This is a genomic window from Flaviramulus multivorans, assembly GCF_021728415.1.
Lineage (GTDB): Bacteria > Bacteroidota > Bacteroidia > Flavobacteriales > Flavobacteriaceae > Sabulilitoribacter > Sabulilitoribacter multivorans.
Genome location: NZ_JAKKDV010000006.1, coordinates 138,134 through 163,135 on the forward strand (window position 1 = coordinate 138,134; position 25,002 = coordinate 163,135).

22 protein-coding genes and 1 tRNA gene are annotated in these 25,002 nt (G+C 33.8%); 1 reads left to right on the top strand and 22 read right to left on the bottom strand.

The window, feature by feature from the left end; all coding sequences use genetic code 11:
- Window positions 1-46: 46 nt before the first annotated feature.
- A tRNA-Phe gene (locus tag L3X39_RS13165) sits at window positions 47-119 on the top strand.
- Between the two features lie 111 nt (window positions 120-230).
- On the opposite strand, the gene L3X39_RS13170 is transcribed toward L3X39_RS13165, so the two are convergent.
- From L3X39_RS13170 to L3X39_RS13270, 22 genes are all read right to left on the bottom strand, one after another.
- Window positions 231-632 carry a heavy-metal-associated domain-containing protein gene (locus tag L3X39_RS13170; RefSeq protein ID WP_237232323.1) on the bottom strand — a complete coding sequence of 134 codons (402 nt, stop codon included), beginning with the start codon at window positions 630-632 and terminating at the stop codon, window positions 231-233.
- 35 nt (window positions 633-667) lie between these two features.
- A complete protein-coding gene (locus L3X39_RS13175) occupies window positions 668-2,440 on the bottom strand; it encodes an efflux RND transporter periplasmic adaptor subunit (protein ID WP_237232324.1) in 1,773 nt (590 codons plus the stop codon).
- 3 nt (window positions 2,441-2,443) lie between these two features.
- A complete protein-coding gene (locus tag L3X39_RS13180; protein WP_237232325.1) occupies window positions 2,444-3,154 on the bottom strand; it encodes a PepSY domain-containing protein in 711 nt (236 codons plus the stop codon).
- Between the two features lies 1 nt (window position 3,155).
- Complete coding sequence (locus L3X39_RS13185; protein ID WP_237232326.1) at window positions 3,156-3,740, bottom strand: DUF2911 domain-containing protein; 585 nt, start codon at window positions 3,738-3,740, stop codon at window positions 3,156-3,158.
- 2 nt (window positions 3,741-3,742) lie between these two features.
- Window positions 3,743-6,241 (bottom strand): heavy metal translocating P-type ATPase, encoded by a 2,499-nt coding sequence (locus tag L3X39_RS13190; RefSeq protein ID WP_237232327.1) that lies wholly within the window; start codon window positions 6,239-6,241, stop codon window positions 3,743-3,745.
- Between the two features lies 1 nt (window position 6,242).
- Complete coding sequence (locus tag L3X39_RS13195; RefSeq protein ID WP_237232328.1) at window positions 6,243-6,449, bottom strand: GDCCVxC domain-containing (seleno)protein; 207 nt, start codon at window positions 6,447-6,449, stop codon at window positions 6,243-6,245.
- A complete protein-coding gene (gene merTP / locus L3X39_RS13200) occupies window positions 6,449-7,048 on the bottom strand; it encodes a mercuric transport protein MerTP (protein ID WP_237232329.1) in 600 nt (199 codons plus the stop codon). Before merTP ends, L3X39_RS13195 begins: the two co-directional genes overlap by 1 nt.
- A gap of 3 nt (window positions 7,049-7,051) precedes the next feature.
- Complete coding sequence (locus tag L3X39_RS13205) at window positions 7,052-8,287, bottom strand: TolC family protein (RefSeq protein ID WP_237232330.1); 1,236 nt, start codon at window positions 8,285-8,287, stop codon at window positions 7,052-7,054.
- Window positions 8,277-11,990 (bottom strand): efflux RND transporter permease subunit, encoded by a 3,714-nt coding sequence (locus tag L3X39_RS13210; RefSeq protein WP_237232331.1) that lies wholly within the window; start codon window positions 11,988-11,990, stop codon window positions 8,277-8,279. Before L3X39_RS13210 ends, L3X39_RS13205 begins: the two co-directional genes overlap by 11 nt.
- A 108-nt stretch (window positions 11,991-12,098) precedes the next feature.
- Entirely contained in the window at window positions 12,099-12,512 is a 414-nt protein-coding gene (locus L3X39_RS13215; protein WP_439649561.1) for an HYC_CC_PP family protein, read from the bottom strand.
- A gap of 244 nt (window positions 12,513-12,756) precedes the next feature.
- Window positions 12,757-14,709, bottom strand: coding sequence for a heavy metal translocating P-type ATPase (locus tag L3X39_RS13220; protein ID WP_237232333.1), 1,953 nt, complete (start codon window positions 14,707-14,709; stop codon window positions 12,757-12,759).
- A complete protein-coding gene (locus L3X39_RS13225; protein ID WP_237232334.1) occupies window positions 14,706-15,068 on the bottom strand; it encodes a DUF3703 domain-containing protein in 363 nt (120 codons plus the stop codon). Before L3X39_RS13225 ends, L3X39_RS13220 begins: the two co-directional genes overlap by 4 nt.
- Window positions 15,069-15,123: 55 nt before the next feature.
- Window positions 15,124-15,540, bottom strand: a complete 417-nt coding sequence (locus L3X39_RS13230; protein ID WP_237232335.1) for a Fur family transcriptional regulator — start codon at window positions 15,538-15,540, stop codon at window positions 15,124-15,126.
- 2 nt (window positions 15,541-15,542) lie between these two features.
- Window positions 15,543-16,748, bottom strand: a complete 1,206-nt coding sequence (locus tag L3X39_RS13235; RefSeq protein WP_237232336.1) for an efflux RND transporter periplasmic adaptor subunit — start codon at window positions 16,746-16,748, stop codon at window positions 15,543-15,545.
- Window positions 16,749-16,752: 4 nt separating this feature from the next.
- Window positions 16,753-21,087: a CusA/CzcA family heavy metal efflux RND transporter gene (locus L3X39_RS13240; protein ID WP_237232337.1), complete on the bottom strand. Its 4,335-nt coding sequence runs from the start codon at window positions 21,085-21,087 to the stop codon at window positions 16,753-16,755.
- A gap of 121 nt (window positions 21,088-21,208) precedes the next feature.
- Complete coding sequence (locus tag L3X39_RS13245; RefSeq protein ID WP_237232338.1) at window positions 21,209-21,520, bottom strand: DUF6660 family protein; 312 nt, start codon at window positions 21,518-21,520, stop codon at window positions 21,209-21,211.
- A gap of 76 nt (window positions 21,521-21,596) precedes the next feature.
- The gene (locus L3X39_RS14760; RefSeq protein WP_262910991.1) at window positions 21,597-21,731 is read right to left on the bottom strand and encodes a DUF8810 domain-containing protein; all 135 of its coding nucleotides are present in this window, start codon (window positions 21,729-21,731) and stop codon (window positions 21,597-21,599) included.
- Between the two features lie 57 nt (window positions 21,732-21,788).
- Window positions 21,789-22,883 (bottom strand): AbiH family protein, encoded by a 1,095-nt coding sequence (locus tag L3X39_RS13250; RefSeq protein WP_237232339.1) that lies wholly within the window; start codon window positions 22,881-22,883, stop codon window positions 21,789-21,791.
- 9 nt (window positions 22,884-22,892) lie between these two features.
- The gene (locus tag L3X39_RS13255; RefSeq protein WP_237232340.1) at window positions 22,893-23,051 is read right to left on the bottom strand and encodes a hypothetical protein; all 159 of its coding nucleotides are present in this window, start codon (window positions 23,049-23,051) and stop codon (window positions 22,893-22,895) included.
- 72 nt (window positions 23,052-23,123) lie between these two features.
- Complete coding sequence (locus L3X39_RS13260; protein WP_237232341.1) at window positions 23,124-23,468, bottom strand: hypothetical protein; 345 nt, start codon at window positions 23,466-23,468, stop codon at window positions 23,124-23,126.
- A 138-nt stretch (window positions 23,469-23,606) separates the two neighbouring features.
- Window positions 23,607-24,332 (bottom strand): P-loop NTPase family protein, encoded by a 726-nt coding sequence (locus tag L3X39_RS13265; RefSeq protein WP_237232342.1) that lies wholly within the window; start codon window positions 24,330-24,332, stop codon window positions 23,607-23,609.
- Between the two features lie 6 nt (window positions 24,333-24,338).
- Entirely contained in the window at window positions 24,339-25,001 is a 663-nt protein-coding gene (locus tag L3X39_RS13270; protein ID WP_237232343.1) for a hypothetical protein, read from the bottom strand.
- Window position 25,002 lies beyond the last annotated feature (1 nt).

The following is a 25,002-nucleotide window of genomic DNA, read 5'->3' on the forward strand; positions in this document are numbered from 1 at the left end:
TTGGCGAATAATAAAAATGAATTTATATTTGCAACCGCTTTGGCGAGGTACCTTAGCTCAGTTGGTAGAGCAAAGGACTGAAAATCCTTGTGTCCCTGGTTCGATTCCTGGAGGTACCACAAAAAATCCCCGAAACATCAATGTTTACGGGGATTTTTGTTTTTATAGGGACGACGCAAGGGACAACATACGCCATTTTATTCATTTAATCTTGATATGATTCACCTCCTTTATTTTTGATTCATCGTCATTTCGTGATCATATTGACAGCACCCTGGTAAGCTTTTATAAGCTTCTTCATTACCTGAAACCCTTTCTGTATCATAACCAGAAGCGGCTATTGCCTCATGGATTGCCATTACATTTGTTTTAGAATCGTCAAAAGAGACATCTATTTTCTTTTTATCTTTATCCCAATTTGCATTTGAAACGCCAGCTACACTTTTGGCTGCATTTTCAATGGTTTTTTTGCACATTCCACAATTACCTCTTACTCCAAACGACAAATCAGTCATTGCGATTTCTTTTGATACTTCTGTAGTTGTAGCTTCTTCAACTTTTTTTGTTTCGTTTTTACAACTTGTTAGACCAAATGCTAATATTACGGTTAGACCTAAAAATACTTTCTTCATTGTTTTAAATTTTATTGTTATTACTTGATTTATTATTATTCTATTATTTGTTTTACCTCTCCACAGGTTAGCATTGCTTCACCAAAATATGGGTTGATTACTTTTTCTTCTTTACTTAGCCAGTATGCGCCTTTGTTATTATCAGCCATTGGGCAAAATTCTACATATACTTTTTCCTTAACGCCAAACAGTTGTACAGCATTTATTAAGTGTGATGATAGATGTTTGAAATGGTCTCTTTGTCCTTTTATATCAGAAGTTTTAGATATAGATGTTGCAGAAGATTTTATGTCGCCTACTAATGACATCCAATGTGTGTGAGCATTATTGTCTGATAATAACTTCATATCTACTTTACTCAAATTGTTTAATAAACTTGTTGCATAAACTGAAGTTCTTTTTGAATCTTCTTTCACTAAAGCATCTTTTAAATTAATATAATCATTGAAAACAACTTTTAATTGTTCTTGAAATTTCTCTGATACTGTCAATCTTTCATTCATATTGGAATGGACACTTTCTTTTGTTGATAAATTATTGTCCATTCCTAAATGTCCTTCGTGACCTGTCATTATTTTACCACCATCCTTATTCATCATAGATTTTTTACCTTGTAATTGAGCTGCTGCATCAACAGTAAATGTTCCATTGGTGACTATTTCATTGCCAACAAATAATCCTTCTAAAACTTCATATTCATTACCAACTTGATTACCTAAAACAACTTCACGCATTTCAAAAATAGCTTGGTCTGGATTGGCTTTTAAATAGACAACAGAACGTTCACCTGTCCAAAGTACAGCAGATGCTGGAATTGTTAATACTTCATCATTACTATTTGAAACTCGTTCAATATTTGCAGTTACAAACATTCCTGGTTTAAATATATCTTCCCTGTTATTGAGTACGACACGTAAGGTTACTGTTCTTGTTTTCGTATTTAAAACTGGATCAATAAAATCTACTTGCCCTTTAAATTCTTTATTAGGATAGGCATTAGTTGAAATCATAACTTCCTGTCCTTTTCTAAAATGGTCAATCTGATTTTCGTACATATCAAAGTTTGCCCAAACCGTATTGAGGTTTGCTATTTTAAGTAACGGTTGCCCTTGTTTGATGTAATCACCTTGTTCCACTAATTTTTCGGTAACAATACCTGAAACGGTTGCATAAACTGAAAAGTTCTCTTTTACTTTTCCTGTTTCTTCAATCTGATTTATTTGACTTTCAGAAAGCTTCCATAATTTCAATTTATTCCGAACAGCCTTGTATAATGCAGGTTGTGATTCCTTTAATGATGAAGCTGTAATCAATTCTTGTTGTGCTGCATACAATTCTGGCGAATAAATAGTTGCTAATAGCTGACCTTTACGTACTTCTTCGCCTGTAAAACTGATATTCAATCGTTCTATTCTACCTGTAAAATAACTGACTTGTACCGCGTTTGCTTCTTCGTTCTCAGCAATTTTACCAGATAATTTAATCATGTTGCCATCAACATTTCCTTTGCCTACTATGGTTGTTTGAATATTAGCCAAGGCCATAGCATTTTCTGTTAACTTGAATTGGTCTACCAACAAGCCATCTGCACTACTTTCGGCAGGAATTAAATCCATCCCACAAATCGGGCAATCCCCTGGTTCTGGTTGCATAATCTGTGGATGCATCGAACAGGTCCATAATTGATTGGCTTCTGCCACCCTATCATGACCATGTTCTGACTCGTTGTTTGATGAGCCGCCAAATAGTAACCAACCCAAGAGTAAACCAACTACTAATATTCCTGCATAAATTAATATCTTTTTCATCTCTTATTTTTTATTTCGTTTTAATAATTTTCTAACTGAAGGTGACGATGAAAACCATAGTAAAAAGCCACTTAATACAGTAATTAAGCCTAAAAGTGAAAATGCCCTTAATACTATTGTATTAAAATTGTCTCTCCCTTCGTAATCCATAGTATGTGTCATCCATAAAAAATCAAACCAACGCCAACTTCGATGTCTAACTGTCTGAAATTTTCCATCTTTTATAGAAACATAAGCTTTTAAGGCTTCGTCTGATTCATACGAGATAACATAAGCAGGCAGTAACTTTTCTCTATACTCGTGATGTTTTCCTGTTTCATTAATCTGTTGTATAGATGCTACCTCTAAACCATTTTTCATATTGAGTTTTGCGATATACAAAGCCTCTTCTTTCGTTATATTAGTTTTTAAATTACCATCGATAGCATTGTATAACTGATTATTATTTACCCAATAGTAAGGCAAATTATTAATGTCTCTCAACTCAATAGTATTGATACCTTGAGAAACATTAAGTTGAGATGGACTAATGAGGCCGTTAAATGTTTTAGGCTGGTATTCCATATTTTTAAAATGGTCGCCGTGTATGTCATCAATATCTGTCCAACTAAAGTATAAACCACTAATAGTCCAAAACAAAAATTGAATACCCAAAAACAAACCTAAATAACGATGTGTTTTTCTGATTTTTAATGCTGTATGCCTATTTACCATTTTATTGATTTATTTTGAATGGAAATCTAATTGTTACCTTCTCCCAAGCAAGAGAAATACTTCCCTCTGTTTCACTAATCTTATTTACTTTATACTCTAAATGCTCTGTATTTTTATCTGAAATACTTGGTGTCACTTTAAATCTTATCACATCATCATTTTCATTATAATCATCTTTACCGTGCTGATTCCAGTTTTTATTAATCATTATAGTCCAATCATCTTTTGAAGGTATCGTGAAAAATCCATATTTTCCTTTTGGAAGCACTTCATCATTTATAATTAAATCCTTATTGGTTTCAATCCATGTGGCCATATGTGCTCCTGCTTGCCAGACATTATCATAACCAACTAATCCACCAAAAATGATTCGTCCTCTAACTCCTGGTGACGAATAGTCTATATGAATATGTGCATCTCCAATCATTGCCATTGCAGATGTATGTGGGCTTAAAGGTTTCTTTTTAGGAACATCTTCCTGTTGAGTTTGAGTCTCTTGATGGTTGTGTTCTTCTTTTTTCTGCTGTTGATTATTACAGCTTAAAACTGAAACTGTTAACACAAATACTGCTATTAAATTCTTCATAATTATATTTTAATATTTCTTAATCTTAATGCGTTTATAATAACTGATACTGAACTAAAACTCATTGCTAAAGCTGCTATCATTGGTGACAATAAAATACCAAAGAATGGGAATAAAACACCAGCAGCAATTGGCACTCCTAATGTGTTATAAATAAGTGCAAAAAATAAATTCTGCTTAATATTCTTCATCACAGCATCGCTTAAATTTTTGGCTTTTACAATGCCGTGTAAATCACCTTTTACCAAGGTTATCATTGCACTTTCTATCGCCACGTCGGTACCCGTTCCCATAGCAATCCCAACATCACTTTTTGCCAATGCCGGTGCATCATTAATTCCATCTCCTGCCATCGCAACCACTTTTCCGTTTTCTTGTAGTTTTTCTACTTCTTTGAGTTTGTCTTCTGGCAGCATACTGGCTCTAAAATCTACGAGATTAAGTGCTGATGCTACTGCTTGTGCTGTATCGTGATTATCGCCTGTAAGCATAATGACATCAACGCCTTTATCTTGAAGCTCTTTGATAGCTTCGGCACTTGTTTCTTTTATTTTATCTCCTATAACCACATAACCAACAACGGTCTCATCTATTGATAGATAAGACACTGTTTTACCCTGTTTTTGGAAAGATTTGGCCTCTTCTTTCATTTTAGATGTAATGTCTGCTTTCGCATATTCCATCATTTTAGGATTCCCTAATGCTACTTTTTTACCATCTATTTTAGCTTCTACTCCTTTTCCTGTGACAGCACTAAAGTTTTCAGATTTTATTGTTTCAGCGTTATGTTCTTTACCGTATTTTACTGTTGCTTCTGCCAAAGGGTGTTCACTGTTTGTATTTAATGAAACAATGTACTTTAGTACTTCTTTTTCGTTTAAAGTATCATTAAAAGCAACTAAGGTTTCAACTGTTGGTTTCCCTTCCGTAATCGTTCCTGTCTTGTCAACTATAAGTGTATTTACCTTATCCATTTTTTCAAGAGCTTCGGCATTTTTAATCAACACACCATTTTGAGCACCTTTACCCACACCTACCATTACAGACATTGGTGTTGCTAAACCTAAAGCACAAGGACACGCAATAATTAGAACTGCAATTGCATTCACAAACGCAAACACATAAACGGGTTCTGGTCCCCAAATTGCCCAAACAATAAATGTGATAATAGAAATAAGAACTACAACTGGCACAAAATAACCTGAAACTTTATCTGCTAAATTTTGAATAGGTGCACGACTTCTACTCGCATCATTCACCATATGGATGATTTGTGAGAGTAATGTATCGCTTCCTACCTTTTCTGCTTTCATTAAAAAGGATCGATTGCCATTAATTGTTCCGCTACTTACTTTATCATCTTGAGATTTGTTTACAGGAATTGGTTCTCCTGTAATCATAGATTCGTCAACGGTTGTTTGGCCTTCAGTTATCACACCATCTACAGGAATTTTATCGCCTGGTTTTACTTTTAGAATATCATTTAATTCTATCTTATCTATACTAACTTCAACTTCTTCACCATCTATTATTTTTATAGCTTTATTAGGTGCTAACTTTAATAATTCTTTTACTGCTGAATTGGTTTTACTATGGGCACGCGCTTCTAACAACTGTCCTAAAAGCACCAAGGTTAGAATAACCGTTGCTGCTTCAAAATAGACGTGTACTGCACCTGATTCTGTTTTAAATTGACTTGGAAATACATCTGGAAATAGCATTCCAACTACACTAAATAACCAAGCTACACCTGCACCAATCCCAATGAGTGTGAACATATTGAGATTCCACGTTTTTATACTTTTATAAGCACGTTCAAAGAACATCCAAGTAGCATAAAATACTACTGGAATTGATAACACGAATTGTACCCAATTCCAATATTTCTGCTCCATTAAATTGTACAATGGATTATTATGAAGCATTTCGCTCATAGCCATTAAGAATATTGGTAATGTGAATGCGGTTGCAATCCAAAACTTCTTCAATAATTTTTTATAAGTTTTTTCTTCTGATGAAACATCTGGTTGCATTGGCACTAAATCCATACCGCAAATAGGACATGAACCTGCTTCATCTCTTACAATTTCTGGATGCATTGGACACGTCCATTGTTCTGTTGTAGCTGATGATAGATTTTGTTCTTCAACCAAATCCATACCGCAAACAGGACAATCTCCAGCTTTATCATAAGTTTTATCTCCTTCGCAATGCATAGGACAATAAAATGTGCCTGTGCCTTTTGCCTTTGGTTGGCTTACCTTTTCTACTTTGGCATGATGATGTTCACCTTGTTTGTGAATACTGTATCTATCACCATCATTTTTTAAGGCTTCTTGAAATGTTTCTATAGGAATATGCGATTCCATTTCGATTGTAGCTTCTGCCTTTTCTAAATTGACTGTCGCTTTTGAAACACCTTCCACTTTTAAAAGTGTTTCTTCTACGTGAGTACGACAACCGTTGCAAGTCATTCCGTGTATGTGATATGTGTGTTTCATTTTAACAACAACTTTTATTATTTTGGATTGGTGGACAAGGGACTGTGCCGTATGAACAATAAACACAACAATCTCCTTCCTTTGGTTTTAGAACTGTTTTACAATTATTACACTCATAAAAGAATTGGCAAGCATTTGTTGGCATTTCTTCTACTTTTTTATATCCACAACTTGTACAAGTAATTTCTGATTTTAATTGAATCTCCATTAGTTTTCTTGTTTGTCTGTTACTTTATAACCTGTTGCATTAATTGCTTTCTCAATTTCCTTTTCATTGGTTTTAGTTTTATCAAATTCAATAATTGCGTTTCCATTTTTGTAGGATGCTTTTGAGTTTAAAATTCCGTCGAGTTTATTTACTTCGTGATTTACGTGTTCCTCGCAACTTGCACAAGTCATTCCAATAATTTTAAATTCAGATGTATTAATGTTCGATTTATCTACTACGATAATTTGCCTTTCTGATTTTGGGTAAAAAATTTCAGAATAGTATGGAAAAGTCAACATTATTACTGCAAATGCAGTTATAATTCCCAAAAAGGTTTTTGACTGAATAAATTTTGTTTTTTCGTCTTCGTCACAATCGCAGTCAATTTCCTTTTGAGGTTTTAGTTTTTGATACCACACAAAACCAAGAACTAAAATTGTCAGACCAATTAAATAGGGTCTAAATGGTTCTATCCAAGAGAAAGTTGAAGCAATCCCACTTGTTCCTGCAATTAAAGCTATAACTGGTGTGATACAGCACAAGGAAGCTGTAATAGCAGTTATTATGCCTGTACCAATTAGTCTATTATTATTTTTCATTTTTTACTGTATTAAATAATTAATAATCGTGGTCTGCATATAATAGGTCTTAACTGTTTCTATTTGGTTCATTTGAAACTTCAATTGCAATTCTTGAATATCCAAAACGTCTTTAAAGTCGATGGTGCCAGTTTCGTAACTTTTGATTAGAATATTTTCTGCATCTTTGGCTTGCTTTAAATTTTTGGTTGCAGTGGCATTACTAATTCTAGCTGAAATGCGTTCGCTAATTGCTTTATTCAAAAGGGTTTCCAAAGAATTTAATCGCTCTTGTTTTTGGTAATTGATTTCTTGTTGTTGCAGTTCATTTTGTTTAGAAACCGATTTGTATTTTTTATTAAAGATTGGGATGGACACCGAAACCATTGGCATTACTATATCTTTACCGTTGTCCATTAAGTTCATGTCAGTACGCTCTGATACTGGAATATAATCCAACCCAAATCCTATCATTGGGCTACTTTCTTTTTGGTTCAATAATTCAGATTGTTCTACTGATTTATAGAGTTTATCATATTTCAGCAATTCTGGGTGTAAGGCTAATTGTGGTGAATTAATTTCAACATCTTCTGTAGGAATCAGCAGTTCAGCAACTAACTGAACAGAAACCGTATTATCTCTGTTTAAAAGATTATTAAGATTGGTTTGTTCCGATAAAAATTGTTGTTGCAATACTTCTCTTAATTGTTGCATCTCGTTTTGACGCATTTGTAAACGTAAGACGTCAACCGCTGAAGCCTTTCCGGCCTCAACTGAGGTTAGTGCTAAAGTTTCGTAGGTTTCCAATAGTTTTATATTTTCTTTCAATACCTGCTGTTTAGCCTTATTAGAGTATAGGTTGTAATAAGATTGCGACACAGAAGAGATGAGTTTGCGTTTAGCAATAACAATGTCTTCATATTTAGCATCAGCTAGCGAACTAACATAGTTCTCTCTTGCACCAATATTACCAAACCATGGCAACATTTGTTTTACCGAAAAACGTGCACGTTGTGCACCTGTTCTTGTTTCGGGTTCACTTATAAAATACCCAACTGCAAATTCAGTATTGGGAATAGCATTCACTTCATTTACTTTTTCCGAAGCTATACGATATTGCAATTCAAACTTTTGAATTTCTGGATTGTTCTGTAAGGCTTCCTCAATAAGAAGGTCTAAGGATTGTGCTTGGGCTACAACACTCAAGCAACCAAAAACTAGAACAACGACCAATTTAAGGTTATGAGCTTTATTTTTCATTTGTTATTCTTTTAAGTTGAAACTCTTTTTTCAAGCTAAACAAAACAGGAACTATAAAATAAGAGGTAATATCTATAATCATACCTCCAAAAATGGGAATAGCCATTGGAATCATTATATCACTTCCTCTTCCTGTAGATGTTAGGACAGGTAGCAAGGCAAGGACTGTAGTTACTGTAGTCATTAAACATGGTCTAATACGTTTTCCTGCTGCCTCTAGTGTTGCTAAACGAATACCTTTTTTATCTGTTGGCGATTCTTTATCAAAGGTTTGAGTTAAATAGGTGGCCATAACCACTCCATCATCGGTCGCAATGCCAAACAAGGCTATAAACCCAACCCAAACGGCAACACTTAGGTTAACGGTTTTCATATTGAAAAGCTCTCGTAGGTTCTCACCAAACAAGCTGAAATTTAAAAACCAGTCTTGACCATAGAGCCACATCATGATAAAACCACCTGCAAAAGCAACGGTAATACCTGTAAAAATCATTAATGAGGTTGACACCGAACGGAATTGGAAATACAAAATTAAGAAGATGATGAGAAGTGCTAGTGGAACAACAACAGACAAGGTTTTCTCAGCTCGAAGTTGATTCTCGTAAGTACCAGTAAACTTATAACTAATCCCTTTAGGAACTATAAGTTCACCAGAAATGATTTTACTCTGAATAAGGGCTTGCGCATTTTCTACCACATTCACTTCTGCAAAGCCATCCAATTTATCAAACAATACATAGCCTACCAAAAAGGTGTCTTCACTCTTAATAACTTGTGGTCCTTGTTCATATCTAATGGTTGCTAGTTCGCTTAATGGAACAGGGCTGCCTCTCTCGACAGGCACATATATTTGTTCTAAATCAGTTGGATTCGCTCTTAGCTCTCTTGGGTAACGCACGCGAACTCCATATCGCTCTCTGCCTTCAACAGTTTGAGTTAGCACCATACCACCAACAGCTACTTTTAATACATTTTGAACTTCCTCAATGGTTACGCCATATCGTGCTATTTTTTCTCTATCAATATCAATTAACAAATAAGGTTTACCAACAATACGATCGGCAAAAACAGCTTCTTGTTTTACCCCTTCAGCTTGCTTAATGATGTTTTCTAATTGTACACCAAAGGCCTCTATTTGTTTTAAATCTTGACCTTTTACTTTGATTCCCATAGGCGCACGCATACCTGTTTGTAGCATCACCAATCGTGTTTCGATGGGTTGCAATTTAGGCGCAGAAGTCACACCAGGTAACTTAGTAACACGGACAATCTCATTCCAAATATCATTAGGCGATTGTATCTCTGGTCGCCAATTTCTGTAAAACTCACCATCATTATCTTCAATCAATTGAGAATTACTAACTTTATTTAGAGCTACATTTTCGGTATTATTTGGATTGGCTATTAATCGTCCATCTTTCAATTCAAACAAACCATCACCATTCACTTTGTAACGTTGTCTCTCTCCATGAGCATTCAACATATATTCTGGCTTATACTGTATCACGTTTTCATACATGGACAATGGCGCTGGATCTAGAGCGGATTCTGTTCTACCAGCCTTACCAACTACAGTTTCAATTTCAGGGATACTGGCTACTGCCATATCCAACTGTTGTAACACTCTTTTGTTTTCTTCCACACCAGAATGTGGCATTGAGGTTGGCATTAATAGAAAAGAACCCTCATTTAAAGATGGCATAAACTCCTTGCCAGAATTTTTCATGATAAGAAATCCTAAAACCAGTAAAGTGGCTGGTATTGATAGGAAAAGCAGCCTATTTTCTATAGCCCATTTTAAGATATTACGATAATAGTGCTGAAACAAGACAAAAACACCCAGCAACCCAAAGCAGATGATACTAACAAAAATCAAGTTGAGTAGGATACTTTTATCGACACCTAGTGGTCTCCAGTATTCAGCTAATAGAAACACTATTGCTAATGCTGAAATAATAATATTAACAAGATTAGCTCTTTTGTCTGTTAGCCTTTGGTTTCGTTTTAAAAATGCAACAATACCGTAGCCAATTAGCAAAACCCCAATCCAATATCCAAAAATCATAACCGTTAAACCAAGAATAACCATGAGTCCATTCAGAACATAATGGCTAGTTTTTCTGATGTTAACTTTTTTAAATATGGAGGCAGCAAATGGTGGTATTAAAAACAGTGCTATAATAAGTGCCGCTGCTAGGGCAAAGGTTTTTGTAAAAGCTAATGGCCTGAAAAGTTTTCCTTCAGCACCAATCATAGTAAACACAGGAATAAAACTGATTATAGTTGTCGCTACAGCAGTTACAATGGCTCCTGACACTTCAGCTGTCGCATTATACACCACAGTATTGATAGGGAACTTCCCTTTGTCTTCATCTAAATGCCTTATGATATTCTCAGACAGAATCACACCAACGTCAACCATGGTTCCAATGGCAATGGCAATACCTGATAAGGCAACAATATTAGCATCAACACCAAAGAGTTTCATCGCTATAAATACCATCAGAACAGCTACTGGCAATAATCCAGAAATAAGTACTGAGGCTCGCAGATTAAACACCATAACTATGATAACCAAAATGGTAATAAGTATTTCTAAGGTTAAAGCTTCGTTAAGAGTACCTAAGGTTTCTTGAATCAACTCTGTTCTATCATAAAATGGAACAATAGTGACTTGCGATGTTCTACCATCTGATAAAACTTTTGAAGGTAAACCTGCACTTAATTCGTTAATTTTATCTTTAACATTGTTAATGACTTCCATTGGATTAGCACCATAACGTGCTACTACAACAGCACCAACAACCTCTGCCCCTTCTTTATCCAAAATACCTCTTCGGGTTGCTGGACCCAATGAGACTTTTCCAATATCTTTAATACGTATGGATGTATAATCTTCGGAAGTAACTACTGCATTTTCAATGTCTGCAATAGATTTCACATAACCTAGACCACGCACTAAATATTCTGCTTGATTTATTTCTAAAGTTTGTGCACCAATATCTCGATTACTTTCTTTAACTGCTTTTACAACTTGACCCAAGCCAATATTGTATTGTCGCATGATTTCTGGGTTCACATCAATTTGATACTCTTTCACATAACCGCCAATGGAAGCCACTTCAGACACACCACTAGCAGATGACAAGGCATACTTAACATAGTAATCTTGAATACTACGTAGTTCCTGTAAGTCCCATCCACCTGTAACGTTTCCGTTTTGGTCACGACCTTCGAGTGTATACCAAAATATTTGCCCTAAACCTGTAGCATCTGGTCCCAAAGCTGGATTAACACCTTCTGGTAATAAACCACTTGGCAAGGAATTGAGCTTTTCAAGAATGCGACTCCTACTCCAGTAAAATTCTATGTCTTCTTCAAAAATAATATAGATACTTGAAAAACCGAACATAGACGAACTACGAATGGTTTTTACTCCAGGAATACCTAACAATGATGTAGTTAGTGGATAAGTAATCTGGTCTTCAATATCTTGTGGTGAACGACCGTCCCATTTGGTAAATACAATTTGCTGGTTTTCACCTATATCTGGAATTGCATCTACAGCCACAGGATTACTTGGTAAAAATCCAGTATCCCAATTAAATGGTGCGTTAACAGTTCCCCAACCAATAAATAGGACAAGTAATAAAACTGCTACGAGTTTGTTTTCGATTAAAAATTTGATGCTTTTGTTTAGCATTGGGTTTGATTATTAAACAGTTAGACATTGGTGTTACAACAACACCGAATACAGCAGAATATCCTTATAACATAAAGCCATAGGATAAAACAGTCTAATGTTTAAAAATCAAATTAAATAGGTCTCGTCAATCTTGTAGATACGCCTTATAACGAGTGGCGGTTTATATTCTTCATATGAAGAAACATTACTATCTAAACCTTCAAAAAGGTTAATATACGTGTAAAAAAATGAAGCAATGAAAACTTGCTGGTCAAAGGAAATTTTGTCAACCTGTACTTGTAATTCGTCTTGGCCTTCAATAACTAACTGCTTATCATCACAACAGTTTTTCTTGGTAACTGAACAGCCCTGAGTAGAAGGTTTTTCCATTTCCATACCACACCCTTTAGCTTTTTTGAAAATAGCAGTTTCCACTAAATTATCTCCACAATAATGCATATTCAAAGTAAATGACATCGTAGAAAATAACACTACAAAAGCCATTGTTAAGGACATTATTTTATGGAATATTTGTTTCATACCAATTGCGAAGTTACGAAAAATCAAATAATAGGTTGCTTTTTAACAAAATATTAAATCATCAAACAAAACATTTTATAAAATTAAAGCATAAATTTCATTAACAATAATAAAGCTATAAATAGACCTACAAAAGCTAACACTGCAACAACTTTATCTTTCAGAGTTACATTACGCTTATTTGACTTTTTTGATTTTCTATATTTTTTCTTATTCCCTCTATAATGTGACATTTTTACTTAATTTAATTCCATTTCATTCGCTGTAATCTAACCGCATTTAAAATGGCTAATAATGCAACACCAACATCTGCAAAAACTGCTTCCCACATGGTCGCTAAACCACCTGCTCCTAAAATAAGTACTACTAATTTAACGCCAAAAGCCAAAATAATATTTTGCCATACAATCTTACGAGTGGAACGACTAATTTTAATGGCTCTCACTACTTTTGAAGGTTGATCTGTTTGGATGATGACATCTGCTGTTTCAATAGCGACATCACTTCCTAAACCACCCATTGCTATTCCTACATCACTTGCTGCTAAAACTGGTGCGTCATTAATTCCATCACCTATAAAAGCAATTTTATTTTGAGGATTTTGTTTTAAAATTTCAACTTCATTTAATTTATCCTCTGGTAATAATCCGCCTTTAGCCTTTTCAATATTTAATTCTCTTGCTACTTGTTGCGTAATGGAATCTTTATCTCCAGAGAGCATCATTATACTATTAATACCAACTTTATGTAAGGCTTTAATCGTTTCTTTTGCATCCTCCTTTAATTCGTCTGCAATCACCACATAACCTGCGAACTTATTATCGATAGCTACTAATACAATCGACTCCACAATAGTTTCAGTTTCATTTAAAACATTAATGTTATTGGCTGTCATCAACGCTTTGTTACCAACTAAAACAGTCTTACCATTTACAATACCTTTTAACCCTTTTCCTGCTATTTCAGATACTTCGGAAGCTTCATAATCTTCGCCTTCTACTTTATACTCTAATATTGCTTTAGCAATGGGATGTGTGGATTGTTCTTCCATCGCCATTAAGTAGTGCATAAATTCGGTTTCATTCCAACCAATTGCTTTTACTTCTTTGATTTTAAAAACACCTTTAGTAACGGTTCCTGTTTTGTCCATTACTAATGTATTTATCTTGGTCATTGCATCTAAAAATGAAGCTCCTTTAAATAAAATTCCATTTTTTGAAGCTGCTCCCAATCCACCGAAATAACCCAAAGGAATAGAAATAACTAAAGCACAGGGACAAGAAATCACAAGAAAAATTAAGGCTCTATATAACCAATTTATAAAGACATAATCGTCTACAAAAAAGTAAGGAATGAACGTAACACCAATTGCTAAAAACACTACAATTGGTGTATAAATTCGTGCGAACTGCCTGATGAACAATTCGGTTTTAGATTTTCGAGCTGTGGCATTCTGCACCATATCCAAAATCCTTGCAATGGAACTATCTCTAAATTCTTTGGTAGTTTCTATTTCAATTACACCTTCCAAATTTATACTCCCAGCAAATACTTTTTCACCTTTTACAATCGTGTCAGGTTTGCTTTCGCCTGTCAATGCTGCTGTATTAAATGAACCTTTTTCGGAAAGTAGAATGCCGTCCAAAGGAATTTTTTCTCCCAAACGTACTTGCACTTTTTCGCCAATTTCAACGGTTTCTGGACTTACTGATAGATAATCATTGCTTCTATATACCAAAGCTTCATTTGGTCTTACATCCAACAACGCTTTTATATTTCCTTTTGCTCTGTTAACTGCTGCATTTTGGAATAATTCCCCAACTGCGTAAAACAACATTACAGCAACACCTTCTGGATATTCGCCAATGATAAATGCACCTATAGTAGCAATAGACATTAAAAAGAACTCTGTAAACACATCGCCTTTTTTAATACTTTCCCAGCCTTCCTTTACAACAGGTAATCCTACAGGTATATAAGCAATTCCATACCAAATAATACGAACCCAATCCTTGAAAAAATTAACATCAAAATAGTCTAACCCAATACCAATAATTAGCATTGAAAAACTAATTATGGCAGGAATATACGCTTTGAAATTATTTGATTGACCACTATGGTCGTGACCATCATCGTTACTATGTTCCGCTTCCGAATCTGGTTTTAAATCTCTTAAATTGATTTTCTTTTTTTTCATCTAATTTCTAATAATTTTTTAATATCATTTGGAATAGGCATACGTTTTAGTGGTGGTACATTTGCACCTCCAGTATTGCCAAGTGGCACGTGATTAATAAACGATTTCCAACCTCCAACAAGTAATCTAATAATTTGTCCAAATACTTCTTTAGTATTTTTTTGCATTAAACCAAACTTTAGCATTAACCAATGTGAATAAGTATGTTCAATTGGGTAAGATTGACCTATAATATGACTTCTTTCTAAATGATGCCACGCATTTATAAAATCCTTATTGGCAAAATCAACTTTATATGAACGAAGTTCTTTATTATATGCATCTTTTAAATGTTTAGGCATTTTATAATTTAGTTTCATTATTATATGTTTTTGATTGTAAAAGTATAATACCAATGCGTGCAATGGAAGTGCATTAATGGCCACTACACTTGTCGCAAATCCCTTTTACTACCAAGTTTACGTTTTCTGAAACGAAGCCTTCTGGCACTTTAATTTGGGGAATCTTATGATCTGTTAAGCAAATGGTTTCATTACAGTTATTGCAATGAAAATGCAAATGCAAATCGGTTTCAATCTCACAATTACAGCCGTTTTCACACAAAGCATATTTAGTGATTCCTGTACCATCATCTATTTGATGCACAATATCCTTTTCCTCAAATGTTTTAATAGTTCTGTACAATGTCGTTCTATCTGCTTTATCAAAAGCATTTTCTATATCACTTAATGTTACTGCTATTTGTTTATTTGCAAGAAACTTATAAATCAATAAACGCATTGCAGTAACACGTATATTTTTTGACTCTAATAATTCTTCTATTGTTTGCATAATTAATGTTCGTGTTCTGATTCGCCTTTTTTCATTTCTGCTATAAGATAATATGCATTATTAAAGGCGAATTTTGTGTTTGGTTCTATATATACAGAAAATTGAACTGCTATCCAATTGCCATCTTTTGCACCCAAAATAACTTCAATGGGTTTAAAGCTCCATTCATCATTTTCTTTTTCCGCCGAAAACACGAAAAACCTATCACCTTCTTTTACTATGGCACTTTCAGGCATTGCCATAGTTTCCACATTTTCAGTTTCAATTTTACCTTGAATATACATACCAGGAATTAGATTCCCTTTTTTGTTTTCAATTTCAGCGTGTACGTGTACTGCTTTAGGATTATCTTCAAATGTTTTACTTACTGAATAAATTTCTGCTGTTAATTCTTCATCTTGCATTGATTGCACATTAAAGTTTACTTTTTGACCTTTTTTTACTTTATACACATCTTTTTCAAACACCATTAAATCAGCGTGAACGTGATGTGTATTTACTATTTCAAAGAGTTCGGTTTGTGGTTCAACATACTGTCCTGTTTTTACTTCTACCTTTTGCACATAGCCTTCAATAGGACTTCGTAAGGAAATACTTTGAGCAATTGTTCCATTTCGTACTGATGACGTATTTATGTTTAATAGTTTCAATTGGGCTTCCAATCCATTTACCATAGCTTTAGAGGCATCATATTCTGCTTCGGCCTTTTGAAAATTTGCACCAGAGCCAACTCCTGCATCATATAATTTTTGCTGACGCTCAAAGTTCTTCTTTAAAAAATTACCATTGCTAAAAGCATTCAAATAATCGGTTTGCATTTGAATAATATTTGGATGTGAAAGATATGCCACAACTTGACCTTTATTAACTTTGTCTCCTTCAATCACTTTTATGGATAATACATTTGCGCCAACTACAGAAGTTATTGCTGCTTCACTTTGTGGTGGCACTTCCAATGTGCCATTGGCTTCTACATAACCACTCATATTACGCAATGCAATAGTGTCTATCTTCATTTTTAAGGCTTCAAACTGTTGTTGTGAAAGCATCACTTCTTCGCCTTCGCTATGGTCATCATTTCCTTCAGTCTTTTGTTCTTCGTTATGGGCATGACCATCATTTTCTTTGTGGCTTTCTTTATTTCCACAAGCAACCACTAAAAATGAAACTGTTAGTAGTGCTAAAATTATATATCGTGTGTTTTTCATTGTCTTATTGATTAAAATATTGTAGTTGAAATGTGCTTTCTAAATAATTTACTAAAGCTGTTTGTGCTTCCAGTTCTGATTGAATAGCTTCTTTTATAAGTTGTGTAAACGTTGTGTAATCAATCTCTCCTTCTCTATAGGCAAACAAAGCACCAGTTTTTTGTTCTTTAATAAGTGGTAATACTTCATTCTTATAGAACAGCCAAGATGTTTTCCATTTTTGGTAATTTTCTTTGGATTGATTAAATTTAGATTGCACTTCCTTTTGCTTGAACTGCATATTTGATTCGGCAATTTGTCTATCAATTTTTGCTGTTCTAACTTGCGCTTTTGTTGTACCTGATAAAAAAGGTATTGAAATACCAGCTTGATAGGTATAAAACCCTGAATTTCCATTTACTTTTTGCAAACCACCTTGAAGGTTGAACTTTGGTAAATTTTCGGCTTTAGCAGTTTTATAGTTTGCTTCGGCTTCTGCGACTTGAAGTTGAGAAATTGTATATAAAGGGTGTGCTTCTAAACTAAAGGATTCTACATTTAATTCGCTCTCTATATCAATTTCATCTGAAACTGTGAAAAAATCATCTGAAACCAACCAAAGGTTTAACTGTTGTAATGCAATAGCATATTCACTTTTTGATTGCATAAATTTATTCTGAATCTGTAAAGCTTGATTTTTAGCTGCTGCATATTCCAGTTTAGAAATGGCTTCTACTTCATAATTTAAAGCAACTGCTTTTTCAAAGTTGGTATAAATAGAATCTAACTCTTTGTATAAATTATAATTCCTTTTACTCTGTAAAGCATTTGCCCACGCTTTCTTTACTTCCAATTCTAAATCTAATTCTGAAAGTTGAAACGCTTTTTGGGCTAATTGAATGCGTTGCTCAAGTAATTTTCTCTTTGGTGCTATACCAAATACATCAATATTTGATTGACCAACTCCAATAGTGGTGTAAATACCATTTCCGTTATTAATTTCTTCACCTCCCGTAAAAATTTGGGTAGTACCAAAATCGAATGCAGTTCCTTTTAATTGTTGTTTCTTATCAATTTCAAGCTGCTGTTGTTTTAAACTTGGATAGTTTTCTTTAGCCAATTTCACAGCTTCTTGCATCGAAATAATAGGTAACGAATCATTTATTTGTTGTGCGTTTCCTGTTATTGGCAACAAAAACATAAAAGCCACCATAGCAGTAACTGTAATTACCTTTTTGTTAGCTCTAAAATTGAATGATTTGTTTTCTACCCAATGATACAATATAGGTAAAACGAATAATGTTAATAGTGTAGAGGTTAACAAACCACCAATTACAACGGTTGCTAAAGGTCGCTGCACTTCTGCACCAGCTGATGCTGAAATTGCCATAGGTAGAAAGCCTAAAACATCTGTAAAAGCAGTTAACATTATAGGTCTAATTCTTCGTTTTGTGCCTTCTATAATTCTATCTTTTAGATTAGTAACTCCTTCTTCTTTTAATTCATTCAAACCACTAATCATTACCAATCCGTTTAAAACCGCAACACCAAATAAAACGATAAAACCGACTCCTGCCGAAATACTAAAAGGCATATCACGTAACCACAATGCCACAACACCACCAATGGTTGCCATTGGGATAGCTATGTAAATCATTAAGGTTTGTGGTAACGATTTTAGAGCAAAAAATATGAGGATGAAAATTAGCAACAAGGCAATAGGAACAACGGTTTGTAAACGGTTGCTGGCACGTTCTAAATTTTCAAAAGCTCCACCATAGCGAATGAAATATCCAGATGGCAGTTCTAATTGTGCATCTAATTTAGTTTTGATTTCGCCAACTAATGATTTTACATCACGACCTCTTACATTGATACCTACATAAGTTCTTCTGTTTGTATTGTCTCTACTGATTTGCATTGGACCTCCTTTGTAACTTATATCAGCTACTTCGCGAAGCGGAATTTGCGCACCAGAAGGTAAGTTGATAAACAAATTTTGAACATCTGTTATGTCTTTACGGTTATGAGAACTTAACCTGACCACCAAATCAAATCGCTTTTCGCCTTCAAAAATAGTTCCTGCTATTCCTCCTGCAAATGCTGATTGTACAATTTGGTTTAAGGTATTTATTTGAAGTCCGTATTGTGCTAATTTATTTCTGTTATACGAAATGGTCATTTGTGGTAAGCCTGTTGTAGCTTCCGCTTTCATATCGCCAATACCTTCTGTACCAGCAATAATTTTAGATATTTCTTCTGCTTTTTGAGATAACACTTCTATATCTTCTCCATAAAGTTTAATAGCAATGTCTTCACGAACACCTTCAAGCAGTTCATTAAATCGCATTTCAATAGGTTGGGTAAATTCATAGTTAACACCAGGAATTATTTCCACAGCTTCTTTCATTTTTTCAATGAGTTCGTCTTTTGTTTCAACGGTTGTCCAATCGCTTTTTGGCTTTAGAATTACAAAAACATCGGCTAAATCCATTGGCATTGGGTCTGTTGGAATTTCGGCAACACCAATTCGACTGACTATTTTTTCAACTTCTGGAAACTTTGCTTTTACAATTTGTTCAATTTTTGTAGTGGTTTCAATCGTTTCAGTTAGAGAACTTCCGGGTTTTAAAATGGCGTGAAATGCAATGTCTCCTTCATCTAATTGTGGAATAAATTCGCCACCCATTCTCGTAAACATAAAGACTGTAATTCCGAATAGCACGACTGCAATACCTATAATCCATTTTCCTTTTTGCAATGCCTTCACCAATAAGGGTTGGTACTTATCCTCAACCCAATGCACAAATCTATCTCCATATGATTTTTTATCGCTTTTTGGTGCTCTTAACACCAATGCAGACATCATTGGAACGTAGGTTAAACAGAGTACCATTGCACCAATCATAGCAAAAATAAAGGTCAATGCCATTGGCTTAAACATTTTGCCTTCGATGCCTTCTAATGCCAAAATTGGAAGAAACACAATAAGAATAATAAGCTGACCGAAAAACGCAGCATTCATCATTTTTTTTGAAGCATTTGATGCTACTTTATCTCTTTCCTTTGATGTGAGATTCTTCTTTTTTAAAACTTGGGAAGCAATAAGAAAAACAGTGCTTTCGACTATGATTACCGCGCCATCTACAATAATACCAAAATCTATCGCACCCAAGCTCATTAGATTTGCCCACACGTCGAATACATTCATCAATATAAAGGCAAACAATAGAGATAATGGAATAGTTGAAGCAACTATTAAACCACCTCGCCAGTTTCCTAATAAGAAAATAAGAACGAAAATAACAATTAACGCGCCTTCAATTAGGTTGGTCGCCACTGTAGAGGTTGTTTCACCAATTAGTTTACTTCGGTCTAACAACGATTCAATAATGATTCCTTCAGGTAACGACTTTTCTATTTGAGCCATTCGCTCCTTTACATTGGCAATAACATCATTGGAATTAGCCCCTTTGAGCATCATCACTAATCCACCAACTACTTCACCCTCACCATCTTGTGTTAATGCACCATAGCGAATTGCAGAACCAAATTGAACTGTGGCAAGATCACCAATGGTTATAGGAATATTATTAACGTTCTTGACCGTTATTTTTTTAATATCCTCTAAACTACGCACTAATCCTTCTCCTCGAATAAAATTAGCTTGATGGTTTTTTTCTATATATGCACCACCTGTATTTTGATTATTAGCTTCAAGTGCATTAAATACATCTGTAATAGTCAAACCAATAGCGTTTAAATCGTTTGGATCAACAGCGACTTCGTATTGTTTAATTTTTCCACCTATGGCGTTTACCTCAACTACACCTTCTACCATTGCCATTTGACGTTGTACAATCCAATCTTGCATCGTTCGTAAATCAGTAACCGAATATTTGTCTTTATATTCTGGTTTTACTTTAAGTGTGTATTGATAAATTTCTCCTAAACCTGTGGAAATAGGACCCATTGTGGGTTCTCCAAAACCCGCTGGAATTTGGTCTTTTACTTCGTTTAGTTTTTCTGCCACTAATTGTCGCGGCAAATATGTTCCCATATCATCATTGAACACTATAGTAACCACAGATAATCCAAAACGGGAAATCGACCTAATTTCCTGTACATTGGGAAGGTTGCTCATTGCGACCTCAACTGGATAGGTTACAATTTGCTCAATATCTTCAGTACCTAAATTAGGTGCTTGTGTTATAACTTGCACTTGGTTGTTGGTAATATCTGGAACAGCATCGATGGGTACTTGGGTCATACTCCAAATACCTGCTCCAATAATGGTAAGCGTTAGCAAACCAATAATGAATTTGTTATTGATTGAAAAATCAATGATTTTATTAATCATAGAAAATGTTTTAATTCAGTTAAACTTTTCGATATAATTCTGATATAAGAATTTGAATTACACGAAATGAAAAGAACCATAAAGGCTCGAAATTGGATATAGTTTCCTTTAATAAACTGAATTATGCCCTTGGTGGCTGTAAAATTGAAGTAGTAAAATCTTTTTCTGTACCGCTTAGATAGAAAAAATCTTGAGTAGAAATATAAATTGTATTAAATTTTATGTTTACAAATTTGAAGTGTGTTGCATTTATATGGCAACATTGACAAATACAAAAGGGCGAACACAAATCTGAATCTTGATGCTGGTGGTCGTCTCCAATAGCCTGAGAAATTTCGGTCTTAACTTCATTATCAAGCGCAGCATTATCTTCGCAAGGTGCTAAATTAAGTGCGAAAATATAAAGTGATAATATGAAGGCTAAAAGTTTCATTATAGCAAAGATATAAATTATTTAATGCAATGGTTGTGCAAAAATTTTATAACAAGTCAATTATACACCGTTAAAATTATGATTGCTCAACAATAGCAATCTCCTCCTCTGTTAAGCCATATAAATCGTACACCATTTGGTCAATGTGCTTTTCTGTTTGGGTTATTTGGGTTTGTAGGTCTTGGGCTTTTTTCTTGTTGATTTCAAACAAGCCGAAGAACACATTTGAATAAGCTAAGGAAAAAGTTTCCTAGTTTGATGTAAAGTTTTATTTTACTCTTTTTGGGAAATAATTTGAATATTTCATATTAACAACCTTCACTCGAGCCATCTCATCATCTATAATCCTTGAAATTGCCATGGTTAATTTAGTAAACTCATTTTCAACTTCAATTTGTTTATTATCCTCTAATTCTGATTTATATTTGTCTGATCTTAAATATAAATATATTCTTTCACAATTATGCGATTCAAATATTTCCTTCAATAAAGATTTATCTGTAAGCCCGAGAGAATGACCTAATACATGAATATTAAATTTCTCTTTGACTCTTATTAAACTATTATAAATTAATTGATAATAATTGTTTTTCAAATAGTGATGAGTTTTGAAGTTTGTTAAAAAATTATCATCTCTTAAATTTTTAATTTCGACGTAATCCCCATCTTTATCATTACCCCAACCAAATATAATTTCTGAATCTAATGTACCATGTATTGGATAATGTTCGTAACCTATAACATCAAAACTTCTTATTGTTTGGGTATAGTTAAAATCAATAACCACTATATCATTTGTGTTTCCTTCGTTTTGGAAAGATTTAAATAAACTCTTTATAAAATTAGAAACCGGACTATCAAAATTGACATTCAATGTTGCCAAATACTCTTGCAACAAGTTTTTTATTTGAATTAGTTCTTCATTTAATCTTAATACTTGGTCCTTATGAGAGTTCTTATCTTTTGATTTGCGTATATTACTTAACATATCAAAATATGTTGACTCTACATCAAACCAAAACTCTTCTTCTTCTCTATATAACTTTGATAAAAATTTATTTTTAAGATGTTCCAAAAATATCATCTTATTATTGATTAATGATAGTTTAAAATTTTCTTTTGATAAGTTGAGAAGTACTCCTTCTAATGAATAATTATTGTTATAGCCTACAGGAAATAAATGCTGTTTGAATATTCCCTTTATACCATCTGTATAATAATCACTTGTTCCAGTTTTCAAAACGAACTGCTCTAAATCTGAGATTAGAATTTCCTCCAAAAGAAACTTTGAAAAATTCTTAAAACTAGTTGGAAGACCATGCGCAATATCAAACCCATTACCAATAATTATAACTTGTTTCATAAAAATATACTAAATCATTTGATATTGCTCTTCTTTAGAGTTTTTTATATTTTCTTGAATTTCCGGATTATGAAAATACTTGATGTATTTTTTATAAGCACGTTCTAATACTAAATTACCTTGTTGGGCTAAATAGGCTTTTAATACAGAAGTTTGGAATAATGCCATAAATTAAATTACCAATAATGCGGTTGCATAAAAGTAACAAATCTTGTGGTAATTTTAAGGCAAGAAATTATTTTAAAAAGGAAGTTTGTTACTATTATAGTTTCTAAACATCAATTTTAACTCGTTCAGCTCATTTTTTAAAGCAGCAACATCTCCTTTCGTTGCTGGAAGGCTATTCGGGGCAAACAATCGTTTCGCACCATTAATTGTTGCGTTTGCTGCTAATGAACCCAGTGCAGAATTAGTAACTGAGGAGACGTTAACACCATCCAATTTTTTTACACGAGCTTCGAGGGCAGCAATAGACTCTTCAACTTTTTGCGTAATAGGTACAGGCAAGCTTCCTTGGTTTGTATTCTTTTCCTTTTGATAATGTCCAGCTATATATTTATAGTTGTTCCTTTTATAGCTAGCCATGGTCCTACAGCTACTAACACAGTATAGGTGGTTGCGTCTTCTTGGGGTGAACAATTCGTTGCAATGTTTACAATTTTTTTGATTTTCCATGGTGTTTTTGGTTTTTATCCGTTAAATAAAGTTTAATTTAACCTTTTGTCATCTGTAACTTTTCCCGTGAAACTCTATGAAATTGAACATTTCAAACAGTCTATCGTAAAGTCGAAAACCATATCTATGTCCTAAAGCTTCAAGCGTGTGTGTCAAAGATTTTTCATCAGTCAAGTAATTAGTTGTTACATAAGTGATTAATTTTTTTTCGTGACGGGACATTAAAATATTTCCAACAACGTCATATTTCCCATAGTTGCTGGCAATTGATTCCGAGTTAATATCATCTATAAAAAGTCGTTTTCGTTGGTGCCTTCTAAAAAATAATTCCTTATCAGAAGGTGTTGCACAAGTTTCGTATTGGGTAACTAAATCGTTACTATTTTCTCCTTTAAATCTATATTGATGAAACTCGATGAAAATTTTTTCAAAAACTTTTAGATAATCTGTTTTACCTACTCCTGTAGCTCCAATTATCAATAACCCTTTATCGAAAGACGGTTTTGAAATGTCAGCGTGCAAATTTTTGCAAGTAAAAAAATCATCATCGCGTAGGAAATAATAAAACAGTACTTTTAAATTACTTTTAGTTTGCTTGTCATTAATCAATCGCTTACCAGTTAATGACTTAAACGTTTCCAAGAACCGTAACCACAAATCTTGTTTTGAAATTGGCAAGCAAGGCTTTGCCACAATTCGTTGGCAGTTATTGTGGTCATTAACCACCGCATTAATAACTTGGCTTATTTTTTCTGTTTTACCATCTCTAAACATAGTAAATTACCTATTGGTTAATAATTTTTTTCCTAATTCTGATTGAAAATTGGGTCGTCTTTCATTTTGCGCCCATTTTTTTAAACGTTTTCCCACCTCAAAAAACTCATCAACCTCGGATCGCATTTGTTTTTTATTTAGGTTAACCTCGCTCCAATAATTGAAAAAATCATTTAAAATTTTATCTGAATAATGAGAGTGTTCAAAAACTCGTTTTTTGAAATTTTTCTTGCGCTCCTCTATTTTTATATTATTTCTGTTCTTTTTATTATTACTTTCTTTAGTTGTTGTTAGTTGTTTGTTATTTGAAAGTTGCTTGTTAGTTGTTTGAGGTATGTTTGGCTTGTTGCTTGCATCATCTATAGACTGCATTTTGTCATAGTTCACAACAGTAATCAGGGTAAATCTGTTTGTTGGTTGGCGTGTTATATAACCACTGGAATCAAGCTTTTTTAGTGCGGTTCTTATTTGTTGTTGAGACAACTTTAATTCGGAAGTTAGATGAGCAGTTGAAGTTATCAATTGTCCTCTTTTTACATCTACTCCTTGCCATTTTTTATCAGTATAGTTGACCTTTAATAGTAAATGGATAAATAATCGAAAAACTTCTGGTTTTTGATACCACTCCCATGCCAATATATCCCTGTGTAGAAAAATAAACCCGACCATT

What these genes read in the sequence shown, in the direction of transcription:
- L3X39_RS13230 (WP_237232335.1), bottom strand. Translation starts at nt 15,540, where the DNA reads ATGCAAACAATAGAAGAATTATTAGAGTCAAAAAATATACGTGTTACT.
- L3X39_RS13180 (WP_237232325.1), bottom strand. Translation starts at nt 3,154, where the DNA reads ATGGTAAATAGGCATACAGCATTAAAAATCAGAAAAACACATCGTTAT.
- L3X39_RS13245 (WP_237232338.1), bottom strand. Translation starts at nt 21,520, where the DNA reads ATGAAACTTTTAGCCTTCATATTATCACTTTATATTTTCGCACTTAAT.
- L3X39_RS13215 (WP_439649561.1), bottom strand. Translation starts at nt 12,512, where the DNA reads ATGAAACAAATATTCCATAAAATAATGTCCTTAACAATGGCTTTTGTA.
- L3X39_RS13185 (WP_237232326.1), bottom strand. Translation starts at nt 3,740, where the DNA reads ATGAAGAATTTAATAGCAGTATTTGTGTTAACAGTTTCAGTTTTAAGC.
- L3X39_RS13225 (WP_237232334.1), bottom strand. Translation starts at nt 15,068, where the DNA reads ATGAAACTAAATTATAAAATGCCTAAACATTTAAAAGATGCATATAAT.
- L3X39_RS13255 (WP_237232340.1), bottom strand. Translation starts at nt 23,051, where the DNA reads ATGGCATTATTCCAAACTTCTGTATTAAAAGCCTATTTAGCCCAACAA.
- L3X39_RS13175 (WP_237232324.1), bottom strand. Translation starts at nt 2,440, where the DNA reads ATGAAAAAGATATTAATTTATGCAGGAATATTAGTAGTTGGTTTACTC.
- L3X39_RS13170 (WP_237232323.1), bottom strand. Translation starts at nt 632, where the DNA reads ATGAAGAAAGTATTTTTAGGTCTAACCGTAATATTAGCATTTGGTCTA.
- L3X39_RS13205 (WP_237232330.1), bottom strand. Translation starts at nt 8,287, where the DNA reads ATGAAAAATAAAGCTCATAACCTTAAATTGGTCGTTGTTCTAGTTTTT.
- L3X39_RS13210 (WP_237232331.1), bottom strand. Translation starts at nt 11,990, where the DNA reads ATGCTAAACAAAAGCATCAAATTTTTAATCGAAAACAAACTCGTAGCA.
- L3X39_RS13195 (WP_237232328.1), bottom strand. Translation starts at nt 6,449, where the DNA reads ATGGAGATTCAATTAAAATCAGAAATTACTTGTACAAGTTGTGGATAT.
- L3X39_RS13190 (WP_237232327.1), bottom strand. Translation starts at nt 6,241, where the DNA reads ATGAAACACACATATCACATACACGGAATGACTTGCAACGGTTGTCGT.
- L3X39_RS13240 (WP_237232337.1), bottom strand. Translation starts at nt 21,087, where the DNA reads ATGATTAATAAAATCATTGATTTTTCAATCAATAACAAATTCATTATT.
- L3X39_RS13270 (WP_237232343.1), bottom strand. Translation starts at nt 25,001, where the DNA reads ATGGTCGGGTTTATTTTTCTACACAGGGATATATTGGCATGGGAGTGG.
- L3X39_RS13250 (WP_237232339.1), bottom strand. Translation starts at nt 22,883, where the DNA reads ATGAAACAAGTTATAATTATTGGTAATGGGTTTGATATTGCGCATGGT.
- merTP (WP_237232329.1), bottom strand. Translation starts at nt 7,048, where the DNA reads ATGAAAAATAATAATAGACTAATTGGTACAGGCATAATAACTGCTATT.
- L3X39_RS13220 (WP_237232333.1), bottom strand. Translation starts at nt 14,709, where the DNA reads ATGAAAAAAAAGAAAATCAATTTAAGAGATTTAAAACCAGATTCGGAA.
- L3X39_RS13260 (WP_237232341.1), bottom strand. Translation starts at nt 23,468, where the DNA reads ATGGCTAGCTATAAAAGGAACAACTATAAATATATAGCTGGACATTAT.
- L3X39_RS13265 (WP_237232342.1), bottom strand. Translation starts at nt 24,332, where the DNA reads ATGTTTAGAGATGGTAAAACAGAAAAAATAAGCCAAGTTATTAATGCG.
- L3X39_RS13235 (WP_237232336.1), bottom strand. Translation starts at nt 16,748, where the DNA reads ATGAAAAACACACGATATATAATTTTAGCACTACTAACAGTTTCATTT.